Annotated in this window: 21 protein-coding genes; 4 read left to right on the top strand and 17 right to left on the bottom strand. The window is 72.0% G+C overall.

The features are described from left to right. Positions 1–114: 114 nt before the first annotated feature. From MT346_RS05990 to MT346_RS05960, 7 genes are all read right to left on the bottom strand, one after another. A complete protein-coding gene (locus MT346_RS05990) occupies positions 115–3,840 on the bottom strand; it encodes an AAA family ATPase (protein ID WP_243561911.1) in 3,726 nt (1,241 codons plus the stop codon). A 71-nt stretch (positions 3,841–3,911) separates the two neighbouring features. Continuing rightward, positions 3,912–4,877 carry a bifunctional DNA-formamidopyrimidine glycosylase/DNA-(apurinic or apyrimidinic site) lyase gene (mutM, locus tag MT346_RS05985; RefSeq protein WP_243561910.1) on the bottom strand — a complete coding sequence of 322 codons (966 nt, stop codon included), beginning with the start codon at positions 4,875–4,877 and terminating at the stop codon, positions 3,912–3,914. 3 nt (positions 4,878–4,880) lie between these two features. Further along, positions 4,881–5,636 (bottom strand): ribonuclease III, encoded by a 756-nt coding sequence (rnc, locus tag MT346_RS05980; RefSeq protein ID WP_243561909.1) that lies wholly within the window; start codon positions 5,634–5,636, stop codon positions 4,881–4,883. A 12-nt stretch (positions 5,637–5,648) separates the two neighbouring features. After that, positions 5,649–5,852, bottom strand: coding sequence for a 50S ribosomal protein L32 (gene rpmF / locus MT346_RS05975; RefSeq protein ID WP_056126067.1), 204 nt, complete (start codon positions 5,850–5,852; stop codon positions 5,649–5,651). Positions 5,853–5,879: 27 nt separating this feature from the next. After that, on the bottom strand, positions 5,880–6,422 hold the full coding sequence (locus MT346_RS05970; protein ID WP_308221877.1) for a DUF177 domain-containing protein: 543 nt from the start codon (positions 6,420–6,422) through the stop codon (positions 5,880–5,882). A 60-nt stretch (positions 6,423–6,482) separates the two neighbouring features. Continuing rightward, a complete protein-coding gene (gene coaD, locus MT346_RS05965) occupies positions 6,483–6,974 on the bottom strand; it encodes a pantetheine-phosphate adenylyltransferase (protein ID WP_243561908.1) in 492 nt (163 codons plus the stop codon). Positions 6,975–7,002: 28 nt separating this feature from the next. Beyond that, complete coding sequence (locus MT346_RS05960; RefSeq protein WP_243562123.1) at positions 7,003–9,222, bottom strand: ATP-dependent DNA helicase RecG; 2,220 nt, start codon at positions 9,220–9,222, stop codon at positions 7,003–7,005. Positions 9,223–9,416: 194 nt separating this feature from the next. Between MT346_RS05960 and MT346_RS05955 the strand changes: the two genes are divergently transcribed. Next, positions 9,417–9,980, top strand: coding sequence for an RsmD family RNA methyltransferase (locus tag MT346_RS05955; RefSeq protein WP_243561907.1), 564 nt, complete (start codon positions 9,417–9,419; stop codon positions 9,978–9,980). Between the two features lie 42 nt (positions 9,981–10,022). Here the strand turns inward: MT346_RS05955 and thiL are convergent, their stop codons facing one another. After that, on the bottom strand, positions 10,023–11,036 hold the full coding sequence (gene thiL / locus MT346_RS05950) for a thiamine-phosphate kinase (RefSeq protein WP_243561906.1): 1,014 nt from the start codon (positions 11,034–11,036) through the stop codon (positions 10,023–10,025). A gap of 24 nt (positions 11,037–11,060) precedes the next feature. On the opposite strand from thiL, the gene MT346_RS05945 reads away from it, so the two are divergent. After that, the gene (locus tag MT346_RS05945) at positions 11,061–11,537 is read left to right on the top strand and encodes a DUF3515 family protein (RefSeq protein ID WP_243561905.1); all 477 of its coding nucleotides are present in this window, start codon (positions 11,061–11,063) and stop codon (positions 11,535–11,537) included. A gap of 517 nt (positions 11,538–12,054) precedes the next feature. Here MT346_RS05945 and MT346_RS05940 read toward each other — a convergent pair. From MT346_RS05940 to leuC, 6 genes are all read right to left on the bottom strand, one after another. Next, on the bottom strand, positions 12,055–13,152 hold the full coding sequence (locus MT346_RS05940; RefSeq protein ID WP_243561904.1) for a D-alanine--D-alanine ligase family protein: 1,098 nt from the start codon (positions 13,150–13,152) through the stop codon (positions 12,055–12,057). A gap of 29 nt (positions 13,153–13,181) precedes the next feature. Continuing rightward, entirely contained in the window at positions 13,182–14,195 is a 1,014-nt protein-coding gene (locus MT346_RS05935) for an NAD(P)H-dependent glycerol-3-phosphate dehydrogenase (protein ID WP_243562122.1), read from the bottom strand. A gap of 106 nt (positions 14,196–14,301) precedes the next feature. Beyond that, a complete protein-coding gene (locus tag MT346_RS05930) occupies positions 14,302–15,135 on the bottom strand; it encodes a 1-acyl-sn-glycerol-3-phosphate acyltransferase (protein WP_243561903.1) in 834 nt (277 codons plus the stop codon). A 1-nt stretch (position 15,136) separates the two neighbouring features. Continuing rightward, positions 15,137–16,504 (bottom strand): UDP-N-acetylglucosamine 1-carboxyvinyltransferase, encoded by a 1,368-nt coding sequence (gene murA, locus MT346_RS05925; protein WP_243561902.1) that lies wholly within the window; start codon positions 16,502–16,504, stop codon positions 15,137–15,139. After that, on the bottom strand, positions 16,504–17,100 hold the full coding sequence (leuD, locus tag MT346_RS05920; protein WP_243561901.1) for a 3-isopropylmalate dehydratase small subunit: 597 nt from the start codon (positions 17,098–17,100) through the stop codon (positions 16,504–16,506). The genes murA and leuD overlap by 1 nt, the downstream gene beginning before the upstream one ends. Beyond that, on the bottom strand, positions 17,100–18,533 hold the full coding sequence (gene leuC, locus MT346_RS05915; RefSeq protein ID WP_243561900.1) for a 3-isopropylmalate dehydratase large subunit: 1,434 nt from the start codon (positions 18,531–18,533) through the stop codon (positions 17,100–17,102). The genes leuD and leuC overlap by 1 nt, the downstream gene beginning before the upstream one ends. Positions 18,534–18,653: 120 nt before the next feature. Between leuC and MT346_RS05910 the strand changes: the two genes are divergently transcribed. Next, positions 18,654–19,721 (top strand): FUSC family protein, encoded by a 1,068-nt coding sequence (locus tag MT346_RS05910; protein WP_243561899.1) that lies wholly within the window; start codon positions 18,654–18,656, stop codon positions 19,719–19,721. Between the two features lie 67 nt (positions 19,722–19,788). Beyond that, complete coding sequence (locus MT346_RS05905; RefSeq protein WP_243561898.1) at positions 19,789–21,345, top strand: MFS transporter; 1,557 nt, start codon at positions 19,789–19,791, stop codon at positions 21,343–21,345. 109 nt (positions 21,346–21,454) lie between these two features. On the opposite strand, the gene MT346_RS05900 is transcribed toward MT346_RS05905, so the two are convergent. From MT346_RS05900 to MT346_RS05890, 3 genes are read right to left on the bottom strand one after another with little or no spacing between them, the layout of a single operon-like run. Further along, entirely contained in the window at positions 21,455–22,057 is a 603-nt protein-coding gene (locus tag MT346_RS05900; RefSeq protein WP_243561897.1) for a histidine phosphatase family protein, read from the bottom strand. Next, positions 22,054–22,428 carry a fluoride efflux transporter CrcB gene (gene crcB, locus MT346_RS05895; RefSeq protein WP_243561896.1) on the bottom strand — a complete coding sequence of 125 codons (375 nt, stop codon included), beginning with the start codon at positions 22,426–22,428 and terminating at the stop codon, positions 22,054–22,056. Before crcB ends, MT346_RS05900 begins: the two co-directional genes overlap by 4 nt. Then, a complete protein-coding gene (locus MT346_RS05890) occupies positions 22,425–22,853 on the bottom strand; it encodes a CrcB family protein (RefSeq protein WP_243561895.1) in 429 nt (142 codons plus the stop codon). The genes crcB and MT346_RS05890 overlap by 4 nt, the downstream gene beginning before the upstream one ends. Positions 22,854–22,905: the final 52 nt, after the last annotated feature.

Genomic DNA, 22,905 nt, shown 5'->3' with positions numbered 1-22,905 from the left:
GGGCCCGCCGGCCGCGCGCCGAGACTCGGCCCTGCGGACATCCTGCGGGTCGCGCAGGGTCGAAACTGTCCGCCAGACCGAGACTCGGCGCCGCCCCCGCGGCCGCCGCCGCCGTCAGGCCGCGTCGGCGGGCTCGGGCTCGCGGCGCTGCACGCGCTGCCCGACGACCGCGGAGACGCCGTCCTGGCGCATCGACACCCCGTACAGCGCATCCGCGATCTCCATCGTGCGCTTCTGGTGCGTGATGACGATGAGCTGTGAGGTCTCGCGGAGCCGCTCGAACACCGTCAGCAGACGACCGAGATTGGCGTCGTCGAGCGCTGCCTCGACCTCGTCCATGATGTAGAACGGCGACGGCCGCGCGGTGAAGATCGCCACCAGCAACGCCACCGCCGCCAGCGAGCGCTCACCGCCGGACAGCAGCGTCAACCGGTCGATCTTCTTGCCGGCGGGCCTGACCTGCACGTCGATGCCCGTCGCCAGCAGGTTCGTCGGGTCCGTCAGCGTGATCGACCCCGAGCCGCCCGGGAACAGGATCGGGAACACCTCGTCGAAGGCGTCCCGGGTGTCGTTGAACGCGGACTCGAAGATCGTCTGCATCTTCTGGTCGAGCTCGTCGATGATGGTCATCAGGTCGGTGCGGGTCTTCTGCAGGTCCTCCAGCTGCTCCGTCAGGAACGCGTGCCGCTGCTCGAGCGCCTGGAACTCCTCGAGCGCCAGGGGGTTCACCTTGCCGAGCTGCCCGAGGTCGCGCTCGGCGGCCTTGAGGCGTCGTTCCTGCTCCTGTCGGTCGTACGGCACGGTCGCCACGTCGGCGGGGTCGACGTCGTCCGTCGCGTCGAACTCGGGCAGCGCCGGGCCGCCGGGCAGGGTGGACTCGACGGCGAGTTCCGGCAGATCCTCGTCGACGCCATCTGCGTCGAGGTCGTCAGCCACCGCATCGGCCGCCGCCTCGGCGCCGGACTGCATCGCCGCCGCGGCCCGCTCGGCATCCCGGTGCCGCCGTGCCAGGACCCTCGGGTCGATGAGCACGTCGACGGGCACCGGCACGTGGGGTCCGTACTCCGCCACCAGCACGGCCTCGACCAGCCCGAGCTCGCTCTGCGCACGGTCGAGCACGCCGGACACGTGCAGCTTCTTCTCGTAGATCTCCATCTCGAGCGAGAGCACACCGTCGGTGATCGACTGCAGCCGGTCCCGCAGCTCCCGTTCCTCGTTGCGGATGGTCTGCAGCTCGGTGTTGCGCCGGGACCGCTCGGACTCGGCGGTGGCGAGCTGCACCCGGGCGTCGGCGAGCGACCGGTCGACGGCGCCCAGCACCGCCGGCAGGTCGGCCAGCACGCTGTCGGCCGTCGCGATCTGCGCCCGCCGGATCACCGCGAGCCGCGCGGCCTCCTCGGCCGCAGCACGCTCGGCCTCGAGCTGCCGGTCCAGCTGGTCGGCGCGGGTCCGCTCAGACCGTGCCCGCTCGCGCACGGTCTCGACCTGGATGCGCTGCTCGATCTCGGCGGCGCGCGCCTGCTCGAGCGCGTCGAGCAGCGCCGGCCGCGCCGAGGCGTCGACCGTCGGACGTGGTCCGGCAGCGTGTGCGTCACGCGCCTGTTCAGCGGTGGCCAGCTGCGCGTCGGCAGCCTCGACGGCACCGTCCGTCTCGGCCAGGGCCGCACGGAGCCGCTCCACCTCGGCCGCGGCGTTCTCCGCCCCCGCCCGCACGCTCGCGCTGCGACGGTCGTACTCCGCTGCCGCCGCCGCGGACGCGCGGCTGGCACGGTCGGCGTCGTCCGCCTGGCGTCGCGCCTCGTCCGTCGCGGTGCGCGCAGCCTGGAGGCTCGTGGCCGCGTCCTCGGCATCGCTGCGGATCGCGTCGCGCCGGGCCACCGCATCGTCGCGCTCGGCCACCAGCTCGATGCGGGACGTGGTCCGTTCACCACCGCCGGTCACGCGGACGGCCCGCACCAGGTCACCGGAGCGGGTCACGACCGTCGCCTGCGGCGCCGCGGCGAGCACCGCGTCGAGGTCGACGTCGTCCGTCTCGGCGATGAGGGTGTCGGCCAACACCGCGGACAACGCCGGCGGCCCGGACACCAGGTCGAGCGCGCGACGGACGCCTTCGGGGACGGGCGTGTCCGTCCTCGACGCTCCGGCATCCGCGACCACCACGTCGATGCGCCCGATGTCGGCGGCGCGGGCGTGGGCGACGGCGTCGAGCGCGACAGCTCGGTCGTCCGCCAGGACCGCGTCGGCCAGGCCGTCCAGGGCCGTGGCGATCGCGCTCTCCCACCCGGGCGTCACCGTGAGCTGGTCGGCCAGGCGACCGGTGATCCCGGCACGCCCGGCATCGATGAGCGCCTGCGAACCGTCGCGCACGTCGATCGACATGCCGAGCGCGGCGACCCGGGCGTCGAGGGCGTCGCGTTCACGCTCGAGGGTGTGCAGTCGGTCGCGCGCGGCGTCCCGTGCGGTCTGCGCCTGTTCGAGCCGCGCGCGGGCGGCCTCGAGCGCGCGCTGGAGTGCTTCGGGGTCGGCGTCGACGGACGGGTCCCGTCCGACCTCGGCCAGCGCGGCCTGTGCGGCACGGGCACGGTCGGTCGCCTCGGCCAGCGCGCGTTCCCGACGCTCGCGGTCGGCGACGGCGGATCCGCGCCGCGACCGGGCGACCTCCACCGCGCTGGCAAGTCGTTGCGCGTCGAGGTCGTGCTGGGACACCTGCGCTGCCTGCGCTGCGATCTGCTCGTCGAGCGCGTCGAGCTCGGCCCGGGCGCGCTGCACCGCCTGGGCGGCGGCAGTCTGGTCCCCGGCCATCGCCGTGGCCCTGGCGTCGAGGCGCTCGGCCTCGGCCCGCACACCCGCGACCTGTTCGGCGGTGACGGTCGGGCCCTGCTGCGGGGCGTCGGCCTGCTGCGCCAGGAACATCAGCCGCTGGTTCGCCAGGCTGGACAGGCCGCGCAGGCGTTCCTGGACGCTCTCGAGCCGGTGCACCACGGTGCGGGCCCGGTCGACGTCGTCGCCGACCATGCTCTGCTCGACGTGCTGCTGGCGCGCCCGGGTCTGGTCGAGCCGCTCGGTCAGGACGATGCGCTCGGACTTCCGGCCGGCCTCGACCTCCTGGTGCTCGTGGAGTTCGCGGCGCAGGCGGACCACGTCGTCGGCCAGGATGCGGGCCTTGGCGTCACGGGCGACCGCGGCGACCGACTGGGCCTTGCGCGCCACCTCGGCCTGCCGCCCCAGCGGCTTCAGCTGGCGACGGATCTCCCCCGCCAGGTCGGACAACCGGGTCAGGTTGGTCTGCATCGCCTCGAGCTTGCGGAGCGTCTTCTCCTTGCGCCGGCGGTGCTTCAGGATCCCCGCGGCCTCTTCGATGAATCCGCGGCGGTCCTCCGGGGTCGCGTGCAGGACCTTGTCGAGCTGCCCCTGCCCGACGATCACGTGCATCTCGCGACCGAGACCGGTGTCGCTCAGCAGTTCCTGCACGTCGAGCAGACGGCAGTTCTCACCGTTGATGGCGTACTCGCTGCCCCCGTTGCGGAACAGGGTGCGCGCGATCGTCACCTCGCTGTAGTCGATCGGCAGCAGCCCGTCGGTGTTGTCGATCGTCAGCATCACCTGCGCCCGACCGAGCGGACCGCGGGTCGAGGTGCCAGCGAAGATGACGTCCTCCATCTTGCCGCCGCGCAGGGTCTTCGCGCCCTGCTCCCCCATCACCCAGGCCAGGGCGTCGACGACGTTGGACTTGCCCGAGCCGTTCGGGCCGACGATGCACGTGACACCGGGCTCGAATGCGAACGTCGTCGGCTGCGCGAAGGACTTGAACCCCTTGATGGTCAGGCTCTTCAAGTACATGCGGTCTCCGGTGGTCCGGTGGTGCTCCGGGTGGCTCGTGGCTCGCTGTTCGGGCGGTGCTGGGCGTCAGGCTAGCGCGTGCGGAGGCGCGGGCTGGGTTGGCACACGGGGCAACGGTGGCTGGAGCGGTTCATGAAGGCCTCGCGGACGATCGTGGTGCCGCACCGGGGGCACGGCTTGCCCTGCTGCCCGTAGACGTTCAGGCGCTGCGAGAAGTACCCGGACTGCCCGTTCACGTTGACGTACTGCGCGTCGAAGCTCGTGCCGCCGTCCTCGAGGGCCCGTCGCAGCACGCTCCGCACCTCGTCGAGCAACAGCTGCACGGTCGCCCGGGGCAGGCGGTCGGCGGGGCGGTCGTGGTGGAGCTTCGCCGCCCACAGGGACTCGTCCGCGTAGATGTTGCCGATGCCGCTGATGACGCCCTGGTCGAGCAGCACGCGCTTGATGCCGCTCGAGCGCTTGCGGGCCATCTGGACGAACCGGGCGTCATCGAAGGCGGCGTCCAGCGGGTCGCGGGCGATGTGCGACACCTGGCCGGGGATGCGTCGTCGCCACGCGGCGTCGGGCTGCTGCAGGTCGACGACCCCCGCCGATCCGGCCGGAGCGCCGTCGACGGTCGGCACCATGCGGTCGATCGCCATCGACCCGAACGTCCGCTGGTCGACGAACTCCAGCTCGACCGGCGACTCCGGGAAGCCGTCGCGGGTGGTGCCCGCCGGCTGGACCTGCAGCAGGATCCGACGATGCCTGGCGGCCGGTCGATCGCGGCCGAGCAGGATCTGACCGCTCATGCCGAGGTGCGCGACCAGGGCCTCGGGTCCGTCGGCAGCGTCGTCGAGCGGCATCCACAGGAACTTGCCGCGGCGGACCGCAGCCTGGATCGTGCGCCCGGTCAACCGGTGCGCGAAGTCCTCGCCGGGGCCGTCGTGCCGGGTCAGGGCTCGCTCGTCGACGACCTGGACCGCCGTGATGCGGGCGCCGCTGACGGCGGGTTCGAGGCCGGCGCGGACGACCTCGACCTCGGGGAGTTCCGGCACGCCCTAGGCCTCGGCGGGCAGGACGGCCGGGGTGTCGATCGTGCGGCCGGACAGGCGCGTCCACGAGTCGAGCGCGGCGGCCATCTCGGCGGTCTTCTTGCTGGTGCCCGAGCCGGTCGCGATGTCCTCGCCCTGCAGCACGACGGTCGCGTGGAAGACCTTGTCGTGGTCAGGGCCCTCTTCGGTCACGCGGTAGACGGGGTTGCCGAGGGAGAGCGACGAAGCCAGTTCCTGCAGGCTGGTCTTCGGGTCCATCGCGGCACCGAAGCGGTCCGGGTCGATGAGCAGCGGCTGCACGAGCCGCAGGACGAGCGCGGTGGCGTCGTCGGGACCGGCGGACAGGTAGGTCGCACCGATGACGGCTTCGACGGTGTCGGCCAGGATCGAGGACTTGTCGCGGCCGCCGGTGAGCTCTTCGCCCTTGCCCAGGCGGACGTAGGCGCCCAGGCCGATCAGTCGGGCGATCTCGGCCAGCGCGACCGTCGACACCAGGCTCGCCCGGCGCTTGGCCAGGTCGCCCTCGTCGAGGTGCGGGAAGTCGCGGTAGAGCTTCACCGTGACGGCCTGACCGAGGATGGAGTCCCCGAGGAACTCGAGGCGTTCGTTGTGCCCGATCCCGCCGTGCTCGTACGCGAACGAGCGGTGGGTCAGGGCGAGCTGCAGCAGCTCAGGGTCGACCTGCACGCCCAGCAGGGCCTGCAGACGAACGACGTCCGACCCCACGGGGTTGGACCCCGCGGAACCGGACGTCGCCTTCATGCGTGTCGTCACTCAGACGTCGGCGACCTTGCGGCCCTTGTACTCCATGTACAGGGGGGTGCCGGCCGAGTCCTCGACGACCTTCGCGCGGTGCGGGAGGCTGTAGGTGACCTGACCGTTCTCGATCGTCTTCACGAGCTGGACCGGCGCGGCCTTCCACTGCGAACGACGGGCGTGCGTGTTGGCACGGGATTGCTTGCGCTTGGGAACGGCCATGGTGGTTCTCTTTCGGTTGGTCGGTGGTCAGTCGGTGGAGGTGCGGTCGGTCTCGTCGAACGTGAGTCCGTCGAGCGCGGCCCAGCGGAGATCGGTCGGCGCGGACGCCGGGCGATCACCCAGATCTGCCAGTCGCTCACCCGTCACCGGGTCGAGTCCTGGGCAGTCCGGTCGGCAGACCGGCTGGAACGGCAGCGACAGCACCACCGCGTCTCGAACGACCGGTTCACAATCCACGTGGTCTTCGTGAACATGGAAGTCGAAATCCTCCGAGGGATCATACGCGAACAGCTCGGCGAAATCGACCTCGACGGGCTCGGCGATGTCGATCAGGCAGCGCGAGCACTGCCCGGTGGCCTCGGCCGAGGCGTGCCCGGAGACGAGCACCCCTTCGTGGAGCCCCTCGAGCCGGAGCTCGATGTGCATCTCCGCGCCTTCCTGGACCGCGACGACACCGGCACCGAGGGCTTCGGGGACGGTGATGTCGAGCGTGTGCTCGCGCATCTCGCCCGGGCGGTGCGCGAGGTCACGCACGCGCAGGGCGTAGGGGCTGGTCACGGGGGAAGACACGATCGACCATCCTAGCGCGGACCAGAGCAGACGTCGAGGAGCGGCGTGGCGCGCGCGTCGTCAGCCCAGGCGCCGACGGAGCGCCTCGCCGACCACCGCGGGCACGTACGGCGTGACGTCGCCGCCCAGGCTGGCGACCTGGCGGATGAGCGAACTCGACACGTGGGCCCGTGCGGCGTCGGGCAGCAGGAACACCGTCTCGACGTTCGCCAGGTGCCGGTTCATGATCGCCATCGGGGTCTCGTAGGCGACGTCCTCGCCGGAGCGCACGCCCTTCACCAGGACCGAGGCCCCGACCTGGCGGCAGTAGTCGACGAGCAGCCCAGCCGTCCACTCCCCGACCCGGATGTTCTCCGGTGCACCGACCTCGGCCAGGGACTCCTCGATGAGCCGGACGCGGTCGACGGCGTCGAACATCGCGGTCTTCTTGTCGGGGTTGTGCACCACGAGCACGTGGACCTCGTCGAACAGCCCGGCCGCGCGCCCGATCACGTCGAGGTGCCCAAGGGTCACGGGGTCGAAGGATCCGGGGACCACCGCGATCTGCGTCATGGCAGCGACGATACCGAACCGGGCTCTGCTAGTTCTTGCCGAGGAACGCGGCGTCCGACTCGTCGAGGCGCCGGGCCAGCGCGGCGCGGAGCTCCGGCTGGTCCTGGAGGCCCGGGTCGCGTTCCAGTAGCCGCTCGGCTTCCTCGCGTGCGTCCATGATGAGGTCGGCGTCGCGGACGACGCGCAGCAGGTTGAGCGAGGACCGCCCACCGGACTGCCGCTCGCCCAGCACGTCGCCCTCACGCCGGAGCTCGAGGTCGACCCGGGCGAGTTCGAAGCCGTCGTCCGAGGCGGCCACCGCGTCGACACGCTCGCGCGAGGTGGTGTCGGCCTCGGCGGTGGTCACGAGCAGGCACACGCCCGGCCACTGGCCACGGCCGATGCGGCCGCGCAGCTGGTGCAGCTGCGAGACCCCGAAGCGGTCGGCGTCGAGGATCGCCATCATCGACGCGTTCGGCACGTCCACGCCGACCTCGATCACGGTCGTCGCGACCAGGACGTCGACGTCGCCGGACGCGAACGCCGTCATCACGCGGTCCTTCTCGTCGCCGGACATCCGGCCGTGCAGGACCTCGATCCGGCGCCCCTGCAGCACGGGCATCGTGCGCATGCGTTCCGCGGTGGCCAGCACGGTCGCCGGCGCGCGTTTCGGTGCCTCGTCGTCGCCGTCGGGAGCCCCCTGCTCGCGGACCAGCGCAGGGCCGTCGTCCTCGGCGTGCGCTTCGTCGATCGCGGGACAGACCACGAAGGCCTGCCGTCCCGTGCCGAGTTCCTCGGCCATCCGCGTCCAGATGCGGGACTCCCACCCGGGGTGCTCGGCGAGGCCGACCGCGTGGGTCTCGACACCGGCGCGTCCGGACGGCATGCCCGCGATGGTGGAGACGTCGAGGTCGCCGAACACGGTCATGGCCACCGTGCGCGGGATCGGCGTCGCCGTGAGCACCAGCACGTGCGGCGGGGTCTGCCCCTTCGTGCGCAGGGCCTCGCGCTGTTCGACCCCGAACCGGTGCTGCTCGTCGACGACCACCAGCCCGAGTTCGGCGAAGTCGACCCGGTCGCCCAGCAGCGCGTGCGTGCCGACGACCAACCGCGAGCCGCCGGAGGCAGCGGCCAGCAACGCGCGCCGTCGTTCGTCGGTGGACTGCGAGCCGGTCAGGATGACGGGACGGAGCTCGGCCGCCAGGTCGGGGCCCAGGAACTTCACGATCGACCGCAGGTGCTGCGCGGCGAGGACCTCGGTCGGCGCGATGAGCGCGGACTGCCCGCCGGACTCGGCCACGGTGAGCATCGCCCGGATCGCCACCAGGGTCTTGCCCGAGCCGACCTCGCCCTGCACCAGCCGGTGCATCGGCCACGACCCGGCCAGGTCGTGCGCGATCTCGGCCCCGACGCTCTGCTGGTCGTCGGTCAGGGTGAAGGGCAGGGTGGCGTCGAACCGTTCGAGGATGCCGCCGGGTGACGCGGTGCGCGACGTCGAGGCGGTGGCACGGGCCGCGATCCGCCGCTGGACCAGTGCGGTCTGCAGCACGAACGCCTCGCGGTACCGCAGTGCGTCCTGTGCGCGCTTGAAGTCGGCGACCTTCTCGGGGCGGTGCAGCAGCTCGAGCGCGCGACGGAACGGCACCAGGCCCAGCCGTGTGCGCACCGAGGACGGGATCGGGTCGGCGATGTCCGGCAGGGTGTCGAGCACGACGGCCATGGCCTTGGCGATCTGCCACGAGGACAGCGAGGCCGTCGCCGGGTAGATCGGGATCGGCTGCTGCGAGAACCGGATCGCCTCGTCCGACTCGGGGTCGGCCGTGGCCCGGGGGTCGTCGTCGTCGAAGAGCTCGTAGTCGGGGTGTGCCAGCTGCCGGGCGCCGCGGTAGTCGCCGACCTTGCCGGCGAAGATGCCGCGGGCACCCACCACCAGGTCCTTCGTGCGCCAGCCCTGGTTGAAGAACGTCAGCGTCAGCAGGCCCTTGCCGTCGCCGATCTTGGCTTCGAGGATCGACCCGCGCCGCTGCCGCATCGTGCGTTCGCGGACGTCGACCACCTCGGCCACGATGGTCACCGACTCGCCGATCGCCAGGGAGTCGAGCGCGGTGAGTGCCCCGCGCTCGGCGTACCGCCGGGGCGCGTGCTCGAGGAACTCCCCCACCGTGCGGTGACCGAAGGCCTTCTCGACGGCCTTCGCGGTCCGACCGCCCAGCACCGTGGCCAGCCGGGTGTCGAGCGGAGCTGGGCCCCACTCGGTCCGAGCGGGCACCGCGGCGCCAGCGACCCCGTCGGGGGTGTCGGAGGGCGCGTCCGCCGGTGCGGCGGCTCTGGAGGTGACCACACGGCAACGGTACCCGTCACGGCCGACGTGCCCCGAGCCTCCCGGCCGGCCTGTGGAGAACGCTGTCCGGCGGCCCTGTGGGCAACTCCGGTGGGACCGCCTGCGGCCGCTACGGTTGCAGCATGACCCGCATCATCGCCGGCGCCGCCGGCTCCCTGACGCTCCGGGTGCCGAAGTCGGGCACCCGCCCGACCAGCGACCGCGTGCGCGAGGCACTGTTCTCGTCGCTCGACGCCCGCGGGCTGGTGGACGACGCCTCGGTGGCGGACCTGTACGCGGGGACCGGGGCGCTCGGGCTCGAAGCGGCGTCGCGCGGCGCGGTCGAGGTCGTGCTGGTCGACCGCGCTCCGGCAGCGGCGGCCGTCTGTCGTGAGAACGCGCGCGCCGTGCAACAGCGCGTCACGGGCGTGCGGATCGACGTGTACCCGCAGCCGGTGCTCGGCTACCTGCGCGGCACAGTGCGCACCTTCGACCTGGTGTTCATCGACCCGCCGTACGACGTCCCCGAGACCGAGCTCACCGAGGTGCTCGCGACCCTCGCGCCGAAGCTGACGCCGGACGCAGTGGTCGTCGTGGAGCGCAGCAAACGGTCCCCGGAGCCGACCTGGCCCGCGGGCCTGGCGCCGTTCAGCAAGCGCAGCTACGGCGAGACCGTGGCGTGGGAAGCCGTGGCGTCCGAGGCCTGAGCAAGCAAGTCGGCCGAGCGCACGTGCCGGCCGAGCGTGCCCTCAGCCCGCAGCGCCGTCCCAGTCGGCGTAGGGGTCCCACCCCGTCGTCGGCACGGGTCGGTCCCCGAGCAGGACGTCGGCGGTGCCACGCTGCACCACCACGCCCAGCCGCCGGAAGCCGCTCGGCAGGGCGACGTCCGCGGGGAACGTCGCGAGCAGTCCGTGGTCCTCGCCGCCGTGCAGCGCGACGTCGTCCTGCACCGCGTCGGCGTCGAGCGCCAGGGTGACGTCACTCGCACGCGCCAGACGGCCGCCGTCGATGGCGAGTCCGTCGGACAGGTCGAGCATCGCCGTCGCGCCGGCCCGTGCGGCACCCGCCCCGCCGTCGATCGGCGGCACCGGGCGACGCTGCCGTGCCACGGTCGGGTCAGCATCCAGGTCGTTCACCCGCACCGCCTCGGCGGACGGCACCCCGGAGGCGTCGACCCCGGAGCGGAACAACCGCCCGAGCCCACGCGCCGCCTCGCCGAGTTCACCCGCGACCGCCAGCACGTCCCCGACGCGAGCACCCGAGCGGAGCACCGGCGCCCGGCCCTGCAGGTCGCCGAACGCGGTCACCGCCAGGGTGAACGCCGACGACGTCGACAGGTCACCGCCGACGACACCGCACCCGGGAGCGAGTGCGTCGACCGCCAGACGGAACCCGTCCGCGATGCCCTCGAGCACGGCCACGGGGGTGTCCTGCGGTGCGGCGATCGCGACGACGAGTCCGGTCGGCACCGCCCCCATCGCCGCGACGTCGGACAGGTTCGTCGCGGCCGCCTTCCAGCCGACGTCCTCGGGCGTCGACCACGCCCACCGGAAGTCGGGCCCGTGCACCATCATGTCGGTCGTGGCGACGAAGCGTCCGTCGGGCGCCGCGACCACGGCGCAGTCGTCCCCGGGGCCCACGATCGGCGCCCCGGACGGCAGCCGCGCGGTCACGCGGTCGAGCACGACCAACTCCCCGAGCTCCCCCACCGTCGGCCCCGTCCAGGCGTCCACCGGTCCGGTCCGTTCGTCCGTCGCGTCCACACGAGAACGGTAGCCTGGACACCGATGTCCGCCGCACGCCGCACCCTCGTCGCCCTGGGCGTGACCGTCCTGGTCGCCGCCGCGCTGACCGGGTGCACGAACGCCGTCGCGATGACCGCCGCCCCGTCCGCGAACGCCGCCGCGTGCGCCACCGCCCAGGTCCGCCTGCCGGACACCGTGGACACGAAGTACGCCCTGCGCAACACGAACGCCCAGGCGACCGCCGCGTGGGGCGATCCGTCGGCGGCGCTGTACCGCTGCGGGGTCGCGGTGCCGACGGTCTCCGACCTGCCGTGCTTCACGAAGGGCACGGTGGACTGGATCCGCGACGACGAGGGCAAGCGGATCGTCTACACGACGTTCGGTCGTGACCCGGCGGTGCAGGTCGTCATCGACTCGACCAAGACCACCGACCAGGTCCTGCAGGACATCGGCACGGCCGTCGCGTCCCTGCCGAAGGACGGTCACCGGTGCCTCGACCCGTCCGACGTCAACGGCTGACGCACCAGCTTCCGCCGCGCGCCCCGCGCGCCCGGCGCGCCCGGCCAGCCGGCTTTCCGACCGGGCACGACACCCCGCTCAGCTCCGCCGAGTGGTCACGTTCCGTCGGTCACCAGCGCGCGAACCGACGGATGCTGACCGGTCGACGCACACCGCACGGGGTGTCGCGACCACCCACCGGACAAGAGGGCGACAGGAGGCCTGCGGCCGGGCCCGCACCGAGCCTCCAGTCCGACACAGAACCAGCCACAGGCCAGCCACGGGCCCGGCCAGCCGGCTTCCCGACCGGTCACGACACCCCGCTCAGCTCCGCCGAGTGGTCACGTTCCGTCGCTCGCCGACGCGCGAACCGACGGATGCTGACCGGTCGGCGCACACCGCACGGGGTGTCGTGACCACCCACCGGACAAGAGGCGCAACAAGAGGCGCGACGACAGGCGCGACGACAGGCGCGCGGCCGGACCCACACCGAGTCTCCAGGCCGACACGCACCCAGCCACAGGCGCGCGCGGTGCGGTCAGCGGACGGCGGCGCGTCCCAGCTCGATGAGCTCGGTCACGAGCTCCGGGTAGCTGACACCGGACGCGGCCCAGCAACGCGGGTACATCGAGAACGGGGTGAAGCCCGGCATCGTGTTGACCTCGTTCACGACGAAGCCGTCGTCGGTCAGGAAGCAGTCGACGCGGGCGAGCCCGGAGCCGCCGATCGCCTCGAACGCGCGAGCACCGATCGAGCGGATCACGTCGGTCTCCGCCGCGGTCAGAGGCGCCGGGCACAGCAGCTGCTCGTCGCCGCCCAGGTACTTGGCCGCGAAGTCGTAGAAGCCGTCCTCGGCCACGACGATCTCGCCGGGCAGGCTGGTGCGCGGCACGCCGTCGCGGCCCTCGAGCACCGCGACCTCGACCTCGCGGCCGACCACGCGGGGCTCGACGATCACCTTGGTGTCGTGCTCGAACGCCAGGTGCATCGCGGCGGCCAGTTCGTCCGGACCGTCGACGCGCGAGACGCCCATGCTCGAGCCGGCGCGGGCGGGCTTGACGAATAGCGGCCACCCGTGCGCGGCGATCGTCTCGGCGACACCGAGCTCGTCGGCGATCCACTCGCGGCGCAGCACGGTGGTCCACGGGGCGACGCGCAGGCCGGCGTGCTCGAGCACGGCCTTGGCGACGTGCTTGTCCATCGCCAGCGCGCTCGCGAGCACCCCGTCGCCGACGTAGGGCAGCCCGGCGGTCTCGAGCATGCCCTGGACGGTGCCGTCCTCGCCGAACGGTCCGTGCAGGATCGGGAAGACGATGTCGACGGGGACCGTGGTCGTGGAGCCGTCGGGGTGTTCGACGGTCAGCGCGCGGGGTTCGGCAGCGGACGGGAACCGCACACGCGTGCCGTTGTCCGGCACGACGGGGAGCTGCTGGCCGACCAGGGCCCACTGCGCCGGGTCGTCGGGCTGCAGCGTGAACGCGCCGTCCTTGGTGATGCCGACCGGCACGACGTCGTACGCGCCACGGTCGACGGCGTCCATGATGCCGCCCGCGGTGACGCAGCTGATCTCGTGCTCGCTCGACCGGCCGCCGAACAGCACGACGACGACGGTGGTGGCGGGGGCGTTCTCGCTCATGGGCGCTCCAGTCCGGGTGGTCGGACCGGTCACTCGCCCTGGGGCTCGTCGGTCTCGGTGAGGTGCGGCGCGATGTTGCGCGGATCGAGCCTACCGGCGAGGACCTCGGCCACCTGCCCCACGATGGGCATGTCGACGCCGTTCGCCGCGGCGAGTGCCAGGATCGGTGCGACCGATGCGAGTCCCTCGGCGGTCTGGTTCATCTGCCGCACGACCTCGTCGAAGCGGTACCCCTGCCCGAGCAGCCGACCCGCGGTGTTGTTCCGCGACAGCGGCGACTGGCACGTCGCGATGAGGTCGCCCAGGCCCGCGAGCCCGGACAGCGTCGACGGCTGCGCGCCGAGCGACACCGCGAACTCGGTCATCTCGGCCAGTCCGCGGGTGATGATCGACGCCTTGGTGTTCTCGCCGTAGCCGACCCCGTCGACGATGCCGATCGCGACGGCGATCAGGTTCTTCAGGACCCCGCCGAACTCGGTGCCGATGACGTCGGTGTTGATGAACGACCGGAAGTAGGGGTTCGTCGCCACGGCGGCCACGGCGCTGGCGGTGTCCGCGCTCGTCGACGACACGACGGCCGCGGTGGGCTGGCGGCGGGCGATCTCGAGTGCCAGGTTCGGGCCGCTCGCGACGGCGATGCGGTCCTGGTCGATCCCCAGGCCCTCGAGCAGCACCTCGCTCATGCGCAGGCCCGTGGCCTTCTCGACGCCCTTCATCAGGCTGACGACGGGCACACCGGCGGGCAGAAGCTCGCGGATCGCGGCGAGGTTCGAACGCAGGGTCTGCGACGGCACCGAGACGTAGACCTGTTCGGCGCCGTCGAGCACCGCGGCCAGCGACGTCGACGCCGTCAGGGTCCGGGGCAGGTTGATGCCCGGCAGGTACTCGGAGTTGCGCTTGGTCTCGGTGATCTCGCGCGCTACCTCGGGCCGGCGGGCCCAGACGACGGTGGAGGCGCCGCCCTCGGCCAGGACCTTCGCGAACGTGGTCCCCCAGCTGCCGGCGCCGATGACGGCGACACGGGGCTTGTCCGTGGACTGCATGACCACGCGGATCGCCGCGGTGTCGACGGCGCCGCGGGCAGCGGCGGTCGGGTCCGGGTGGTCGTCGTGCGGTCGGAGGCCGGACACGCCGGTCCGGTCGGCTGCGTCACTCAAACCTGCCGGTCTCCTTCTGGTTGTTCGCGGTCGGGTCCCAGCGCACCGCTGGCGCCCGTTCGCCACGCAGCTGTTCGACGAGCGCGGTGATCTCGGCCATCAGCTTGTCGGTGACCTCGTTGAGCAGCTTGGCGTCGAGTGGACGACCCCGGTACGCGGAGAGGTCCATCGGCGTGCCGAACACGACGTCGACGTGGGCGCGACGGAACAGGTTGAGCTTCTTGGAGTACCGCGGCATGATCCGCTGCGTGCCCCAGTGGGCCATCGGGATGAGCGGGACGTCGTTCTCGAGCGCGATCCGGGCCGCTCCGGTCTTGCCGCGCATCGGCCACAGGTCCGGGTCGCGCGTCAGGGTGCCCTCGGGGTAGACGATCACCGCGCCGCCCTGCTCGACCAGGCTGCGTCCACCGCCCAGCGGGTCGTTGAGCCGGGTGCGTCCCGAGCGTTCGACGGGGATCTGCCCCATGCCGGTCATCAGCTTGCCGACCACGGGCACGCGGAAGATCGAGGCCTTGGCCAGGAAGCGCGGCAGGCGCCGACTGACCCACACGGCCGTGCCGACGACCAGCGGGTCGATGTTCGTGTAGTGGTTCGGTGCCACCACGAACGCGCCGTGCTCGGGCAACCGGTTCGGGCCGTGCCAGCGGTACGCCGACACCCACCGGAACAGCGGGATGACGGCGACCGCCGTGATGCGGAAGGCGACGTTGGGTTCGCCGCGCTTCCACCGGCGGCCGGGGTTCGGCAGCCCGGTGGTCACCACGTCGAGGTCGCCACGCACCGGGCGCGCGGCATCGTCCGGCGTCGCGCCGTGGTCGGTGGCCACGTCAGCCTGCGAAGTCGAAGTCCGCGCCGAGCTTCCGCAGCTTCGGGATGAAGTGCTCGTACCCGCGGCTGATGATGCCGACGTTGGTGATGTGCGACTCGCCCTCGGCGGTCAGCGCCGCGATGAGGTGGCTGAACCCGCCACGCAGGTCGGGCACGCGCACGTTCGCGCCGTGCAGCTTGGTCGGACCGGTGACGACGGCGGCCTGCTCGAACGGACGACGCGCGACGCGGCGGTCGTGCCCGGGCAGTCCCTCCTTGTGCACGACGATGTCGGCACCCATCTCGTTCAGGGCATCGGTGAAGCCGAAACGGTTCTCGTAGACGGTCTCGTGCACGACGCTGCGGCCCTCGGCCTGGGTCAGGGCGACGACGAGCGGCTGCTGCCAGTCGGTCATGAAGCCGGGGTGCACGTCGGTCTCGATGACGACGGGCTTCAGGACGTCGAGCTCGCGGTAGAAGCGGATGCCGTCCTCTTGGATGTCGAACCCACCGCCGACCTTGCGGAAGACGTTGAGGAAGGTCATGAGCTCCTGCTGCTTCGCGCCCTCGACGAAGATGTCGCCGTTGGTCGCGAGTGCTGCGGAGGCCCAGCTCGCCGCTTCGTTGCGGTCGTTGATCGCCCGGTGCGTGTAGCCGCGGAGCGTCTTGACGCCCTCGATGAAGATCGTGCGGTTCGGCTCGACCGTGATGATCGCGCCCATCTTCTGCAGGATCGCGATGAGGTCCATGATCTCGGGCTCGATCGCGGCGTTGCGCAGCTCGGTCACGCCCTCGGCCAGGGTCGAGGACAGCAGGACCTGCTCGGTCGCACCGACGCTCGGGTAGGGCAGCTCGATGTTGGCGCCCTTGAGACCGTTCGGGGCCGTGATGTGGATGCCGTTGATCTGCTTGTCGACGACGGCACCCATGGCGCGCAGGGCGTCGAGGTGGAAGTCGATCGGGCGGTCACCGATGCGGCAGCCACCCAGGTCGGGGATGAAGGCCTCGCCGAGCTTGTGCAGCAGCGGGCCGCAGAACAGGATCGGGATGCGGCTCGAGCCGGCGTGGGCGTCGATCTCGGCGAAGTGCGCCGACTCGACGTTCGACGGGTCGAGGATGAGCTCGCCTCGTGCAGGATCGGTGATGCGCACACCGTGCACCTCGAGCAGCGCGCGGACGACCTTGACGTCGGAGATGTCCGGCACGTCCTTGAGGATCGACGGGGTGTCGCCCAGGAGCGATGCGACCATCGCCTTCGTCGCGAGGTTCTTCGCGCCGCGGACCTCGATGCGTCCGACCAGCGGCTTGCCACCGCGGATGACGATCTCGTCTGACTTGAGTCCCACGCGTGCCCCTGCTGCTGCTGCGTCCTGTACGAGAGAGTTCACTACTTCACCGGCAATGTTTTCGGCCGCCAAGTTGCCCGGCGGGATTCGAACTCCGTGATCGAGGTCTCGTCACGGAGGGTGAGCCCGATGTCGTCGAGCCCTTCCATCAACCGCCAACGAGTGTAAGCGTCGATCTCGAAAGCCACGTCCACATCGCCCAGCGACACGCGCTGGGTGCCGAGGTCCACGGTCGCCTGGATGCCCGGGGACGCCTCGATCGCCGCCCAGAGCCGTTCGACGTCCGGTTCGGTGACCATCGCGGTGACCAGGCCCTGCTTGCCCGCGTTGCCCTTGAAGATGTCGGCGAACTTCGGCGACACGACCACCCGGAACCCGAAGTCGCGGAGCGCCCACACGGCGTGCTCACGGGACGACCCGGTGCCGAAGTCCGGCCCGGCGACGAGCACCTGGGCACCCTGGTACGCGGGCTGGTTCAGCACGAACGCCGGGTCCTGGCGCCAGCCGGAGAACAGCGCGTCCTCGAACCCGGTCTTCGTCACGCGCTTCAGGTACACGGCGGGGATGATCTGGTCGGTGTCGACGTTCGAGCGCTTGAGCGGCGCAGCGATCCCGGTGACCGTGGTGATCTTGTCCATCAGTGCGCTCCTTCGAGGACGGCTTCGTCGTGTGTCAGGTCCCACGGGCTGGACAGCGTGCCGCGCACGGCGGTCGCGGCGGCCACGAGCGGGGACACCAGGTGGGTGCGGCCGCCCTTGCCCTGGCGGCCCTCGAAGTTGCGGTTCGAGGTCGAGGCGCAGCGCTCCCCCGGCGCGAGCTGGTCGGGGTTCATCCCGAGGCACATCGAGCAGCCGGCGAACCGCCACTCGGCGCCGAAGTCGGTGAACACCTTGTCGAGCCCCTCGGCCTCGGCTTCGAGCCGGACACGGGCGGACCCGGGCACCACCATCACGCGCACCCCCTCGGCCTTGGTGCGGCCCTTGATGACCGAGGCGAAGGCCCGCAGGTCCTCGATGCGCGAGTTCGTGCACGACCCCATGAACACCGCGTCGACGGCGATGTCCTTCATCGGCGTGCCGGCCTGGATGTCCATGTACTCCAGCGCCCGTTCGGCCGCGGCGCGGTCGTTGGGGTCGGCGTAGTCGGCGGGCGAGGGCACCGTCTGCGACAGCGACACACCCTGACCGGGGTTGGTGCCCCAGGTGACGAAGGGCTCGAGCGTGTCGGCGTCGATGAAGACCTCGGCGTCGAAGACCGCGTCGTCGTCGGTGGCCAGGGTGTCCCAGTACGCCACGGCCTGGTCCCAGTCGGCACCGGTGGGCGCGTGGTCTCGGCCCTGCACGTAGTCGTACGTGGTCTGGTCGGGGGCGACCATGCCGGCGCGGGCACCGGCCTCGATCGACATGTTGCAGATCGTCATGCGCCCCTCCATCGAGAGCGCACGGATCGCCGAGCCGCGGTACTCGAGCACGTAGCCCTGCCCACCGCCGGTGCCGATCTGGGCGATGACCGCCAGGATGACGTCCTTCGCGGTCACCCCGTCGCGCAGGGTGCCCTCGACCGTGACGGCCATGGTCTTGAAGGGCTTGAGCGGCAGCGTCTGCGTGGCGAGCACGTGCTCGACCTCGCTCGTGCCGATGCCGAACGCCATCGCCCCGAACGCCCCGTGGGTGGAGGTGTGCGAGTCCCCGCAAACGACCGTGATGCCCGGCATGGTCAGTCCGAGCTGCGGCCCGACGACGTGCACGATGCCCTGCTCCTTGTCACCCAGGGAGTGCAGCCGCACGCCGAACTCAGCGCAGTTGCGGCGCAGGGTCTCGATCTGGGTGCGGCTGGTCGGGTCGGCGATGGGCCGGTCGATGGCCAGGGTCGGGGTGTTGTGGTCCTCGGTCGCGATGGTCAGGTCCAGCCGGCGCACCGGCCGCCCTGCCTGCCGCAGGCCGTCGAACGCCTGCGGGCTCGTCACCTCGTGCACGAGGTGCAGGTCGATGTACAGGAGGTCGGGGTTGCCGTCCTCACCCTTGACCACGACGTGGTCGTCCCACACCTTCTCGGCGAGCGTCCTGCCCATGACGGTCCTGCCCTTCTTCGCGTCCGACGATGCTAGCACCGTTGGTATACCAACGACGGACCGGCGTGGAGGCTCGACCGACGTTCGCCGACAGGTGTCGCGGTGGGAGGATGGTCGGGTATGCCGACACCCCCGCACTCCCTGCGCACCGTCAACCTCGAGGGCGCCGCGCGCGCCGCCGTGGCCGGCGGCGTCCCGCTCGCGCTGCTCGTCGCCCTCGGCATGCCCCAGTACGCGGCCTTCGCGATGTTCGCCGGCTTCACCGCGATCTTCGGCCAGACCGAGCCGTACCGGCAGCGGGCCGTCACGACGGGCATCGCCGGCGCCCTGCAGACCCTGTGCATGTTCGCAGGGATCGCGGTGTCGATGGCCGGCGCCGCGCTCTGGCTGCAGGCGGTCGGACTCGTCGTCGTGCTGGTGGTCGCCGTCGGCACCCTCAGTGCGCTGCGCACGATCCCCGCGCAACCGATCTTCCCGACCTTCGCGTTCGTCGTGTCGGCACTCGTGCCCCTGCGGCCGGCCGACCTGCCCGTCGTGACCGCGATCGTCCTGGGCTCGGTGGTGTGGGCCTGGCTCGTCGCGATGTCCGGCGCCGTCGTCCGGCGGGTCGGCCACCCCCGAGCGCCACACCGGTTCCGCCCGCTCGCCGAACCCAAGCAGCGGTCCCTGGCCGTGCTGCGCACCCCGGCACTGTGGGAGACCGTGGCACTCAACGTCGTCGGAGCGCTCGTCGCGGGGGCGATCGCCGAGGTCTTCCCCGGGCTCGGCCACCCGTACTGGGCCGTCATCGCCGTGGTGTCGACCTTGCCTGCGCTCCGCCAGCGCCACACCGTTGTTCGTGCCCTGCAGCGCTTCGTCGGCACGATCGGCGGCACCGTCATCGCCGTGGGGATCCTGCTGCTCGAGCCGGAACTCTGGTGGATCGTGGTGATCGCGATCGTCGGCCAGTTCTTCGCCGAGGTCTTCGTCGCGCGGAACTACGCCGTCAGCCTGCTGTTCCTGACCCCGCTCGCGCTCGCCGTGTCGTGGCTCAGCGTGCCCGAGGCGCCGGAGCTGCTGGCACTCGACCGCGTCGCGCAGACCACCCTGGGCGCCCTGGTCAGCGTGGCGCTCCTGGCCGTCGGACGCGCCATCGAACGCCGTCGTGGACGGGCCCTCGGAGCGACGAGCACGATCCGCACCGTCTGATCGGGGGACAGCGGACCGCCCCCTCGCTGCGGACCGGCGGGACGGGCGAGCCTAGCGTGGGAGCGTCATGAGCGCCGATCACCGCAAACCCGTCGAGCCGGACCAGGCTCCCACCGTCCAGCACCACGCCGCGCACCACGCGGCCGCCACCGCGACCCCGCGTCCGCCCGAGCAGCCGACGTCGCCACCGCCGGCCGACGACGCACCGGATCCCAACCGCTGGAAGGCGCTCGTCATCTGTCTGCTCGGTGGTGGCATCGTGCTGCTCGACGTCTCGATCGTGAACGTCGCGCTGCAGTCGATCTCCGCCGGCCTGCCCGGGGCCACCCCCGAGGCCGTGCAGTGGATCCTGTCCGGGTACGCCCTGTCCTTCGGGCTGCTGCTGGTCCCCGGCGGCCGGCTCGGTGACGCCTCGGGGCGCCGTCGGATGTTCGTCATCGGCGTCGGGCTGTTCACCGTCGCCAGCGCGCTGTGCGGGTTCGCCCCGAACGGCCTGGTGCTCGTCATCGCCCGCCTGGTGCAGGGGCTCGCGGGCGGTCTGCTCACCCCGCAGGTCACCGCGCTCATCCAGCAGCTCTTCCGCGGCAAGGAGCGTGGCACCGCGTTCGGGCTCTTCGGCGCGACGGTCGGCATCGCGACCGCGATCGGCCCGCTGATCGGCGGCCTGCTGATCACCGCGTTCGGCAGCGAGAACGGGTGGCGCTTCGTCTTCTTCGTGAACCTGCCCGTGGGGCTGATCACGATCCTCCTGGCCTTCCGCTACCTGCCCGCAGCGGCGTCGTCGGAGCGCGGCAAGCAGCACGACTTCGACCCGGTGGGCATCGCCCTGCTCGGTGCGGCCGTCGTGGCGCTGCTGCTGCCGTTCGTGCAGTCCGAGGTGTGGAAGAGCGGCACGAAGTGGTGGCTCGTGGTCGTCGCCGTGGTGCTCGCCGTGGCGTTCGTGCTGTGGGAGCGCCGGTACGCGCGGACCAAGGAACCGGTGATCGACCTCGGGCTGTTCCGCCGCCGGTCCTTCTCGCTCGGTGTGGGACTCGCCACGCTGTACTTCGCCGGCTTCACCCCGCTGTTCTTCGTGCTGACCCTGACCCTGCAGTCCGGGCTGCACTACTCGGCGCTGCTGGCCGGTGCGACGAGTGTGCCGTTCGCGGTCGGCTCGGGCATCGCGTCGACCATCGGCGGGCGGATCGTGCACCGGTTCGGCCGACAGCTCATCGTGATCGGCACGATCCTGGTGCTGATCGGCCTGGGCGCCGTGGTGTGGGTGGTGTCGAACCACTACGGTCCCGACCTGGGCTGGTGGCTCATCGCACCGCTGCTGGTCGCCGGCATCGGGTCCGGGCTGACGATCTCGCCGAACCAGACCCTCACCCTGTCCGAGGTGCCCGTCGAACAGGGGGGCTCGGCGGGCGGGCTGATCCAGGTCGGCGCCCGCGTCGGCTCGGCGATCGGGATCGCGGCCGTCGGCAGCGTGTTCTACTCGGCACTCGCCAGCTCGAACGGTGACCACACGACCGGGCTGCCGCTCGGGCTCGGCGTGTCGCTGGCGTTCGTCGCGGCGGCCCTCGTCGCGGGGATCGTCGACGTCGTGGTCGGACGCGTGCACGGCACCCAGGCCACGGTCTGACGCGCACCCCGCCCCCGCCCCCGCGGCTGACTCGGAACGACATCGCCGACGTCGTACGACATCGATCGTGTCGTCCCGCTGGCGGCCTCCCGTCCGGCGGGTTCCGCGGCTAGCGGGGCTGGATGTTCCAGGCGTCGATGACGGGGCGGCCGTGCTCGTAGCCGAGCACGCTCACCGAGGCGGTCGACAGTGCCAGCACCGCGCCGTCCTGGGGGGCGAGCCGGATCCACGCCGCGCCGATCGCCCGCAGCACGTGGCCGTGCGCGACGAAGACGGCGTCCTGGCCCTCGGCCAGCACCAGGCGCGCGCGGTCGAGCACGCGTTCCGCCCGGACACGCACCTCGGCCGCGGACTCGCCCGGGGTCGCTCCGGCGGGCACACCGTCGGTCCACAGGTCCCACGGGCCGTGGCGCTGCACCTTGATCTGCGGGGTCGTCAGGCCCTCGTACGCGCCGTAGTCCCACTCGTACAGGTCCTCGTCGAGCTCGGGGTCCAGGCCGATGAGCGCGGCGGTGTCGCGGGCACGCCGGAGTGGGCTCGAAAGCGCGAGCGCGAAGTCCCGATCGGCCAGGTACCGTCCGGCGCGCTGCGCCTGCTCGATGCCGTTGTCGGTGAGCGGGATGTCCGTGCGGCCGGTGTGCTGACCGCTCTTGGACCACTCCGTCTCCCCGTGACGGACGAGGACGAGTTCGCCGGGGCGTTCCGAGGTCATGTGTTCCTTCCGAGCCAGAGGCCGAGCGCGGCTGCGCCGACCGAGACGACGAGCATGCCGAGGCTGTTCAGGACTGCGGAGCCGGTCTTGCCGGCCTGCACGAGTCGCACGGTCTCGACACTCGCCGTCGAGAACGTCGTGTACCCACCCATCATGCCCGTGCCGAGCACCGCGACGGGCACGAGAGCGAGCGTCCCGGCCTGGCCCAGGCCGGTCAGCAGCCCCAGGACGAGCGATCCGCTCACGTTGATGACCATGGTGCCGAGCGGGAAGCCGCTGACGCGGGACTTCACGACGCCGTCCAGGACGAAGCGCAGCGCTGCCCCGAGCCCGCCGCCCACGGCGACCAGCAGCACCTCGAGCGGGCTCACCGTCCGCTCCCGGCGGTGCGCCCCCGGGTGGCCACGACCAGCCCGACGACCACCGCTGCGAGCCCGAGCACCACGGAGAGCAGCGCGTACCCGGCCCCGGCGCCCCATCGGCCGTCGACGAGCAGCCGTGCGGTGTCGTCCGCCAGGGTGCTGTAGGTCGTGAACCCGCCGAGCACCCCCGTGCCCACGAGCAGCCGCACGGTGCGCCGCCGTCCGACGTCGGGGCCGCGCCGCGCGAGCGCCTCGAGCAGCAGCCCGAGGCAGAACGCCCCGACGACGTTGATCGCCAGGATCGTCCAGCTCAGGCCGTCGACCGCGGGTGCCAGGTCGGACAGCACGGCTCGCACGGCGGTGCCGATCGCGCCGCCGAGGGCCACGAGACCGATCAGGTGCCAGCGGAGATGGGGTGGTCGGTCGTCATGCACGGGACAATCCTGGACCCTCGTCAGCCGCACGTCCTACGCTCGGGCGCAGACG

The organism is Curtobacterium sp. VKM Ac-2922 (assembly GCF_022815645.1).
GTDB lineage: Bacteria > Actinomycetota > Actinomycetes > Actinomycetales > Microbacteriaceae > Curtobacterium.
This window is presented reverse-complemented; position numbering and strand designations above follow the sequence as displayed.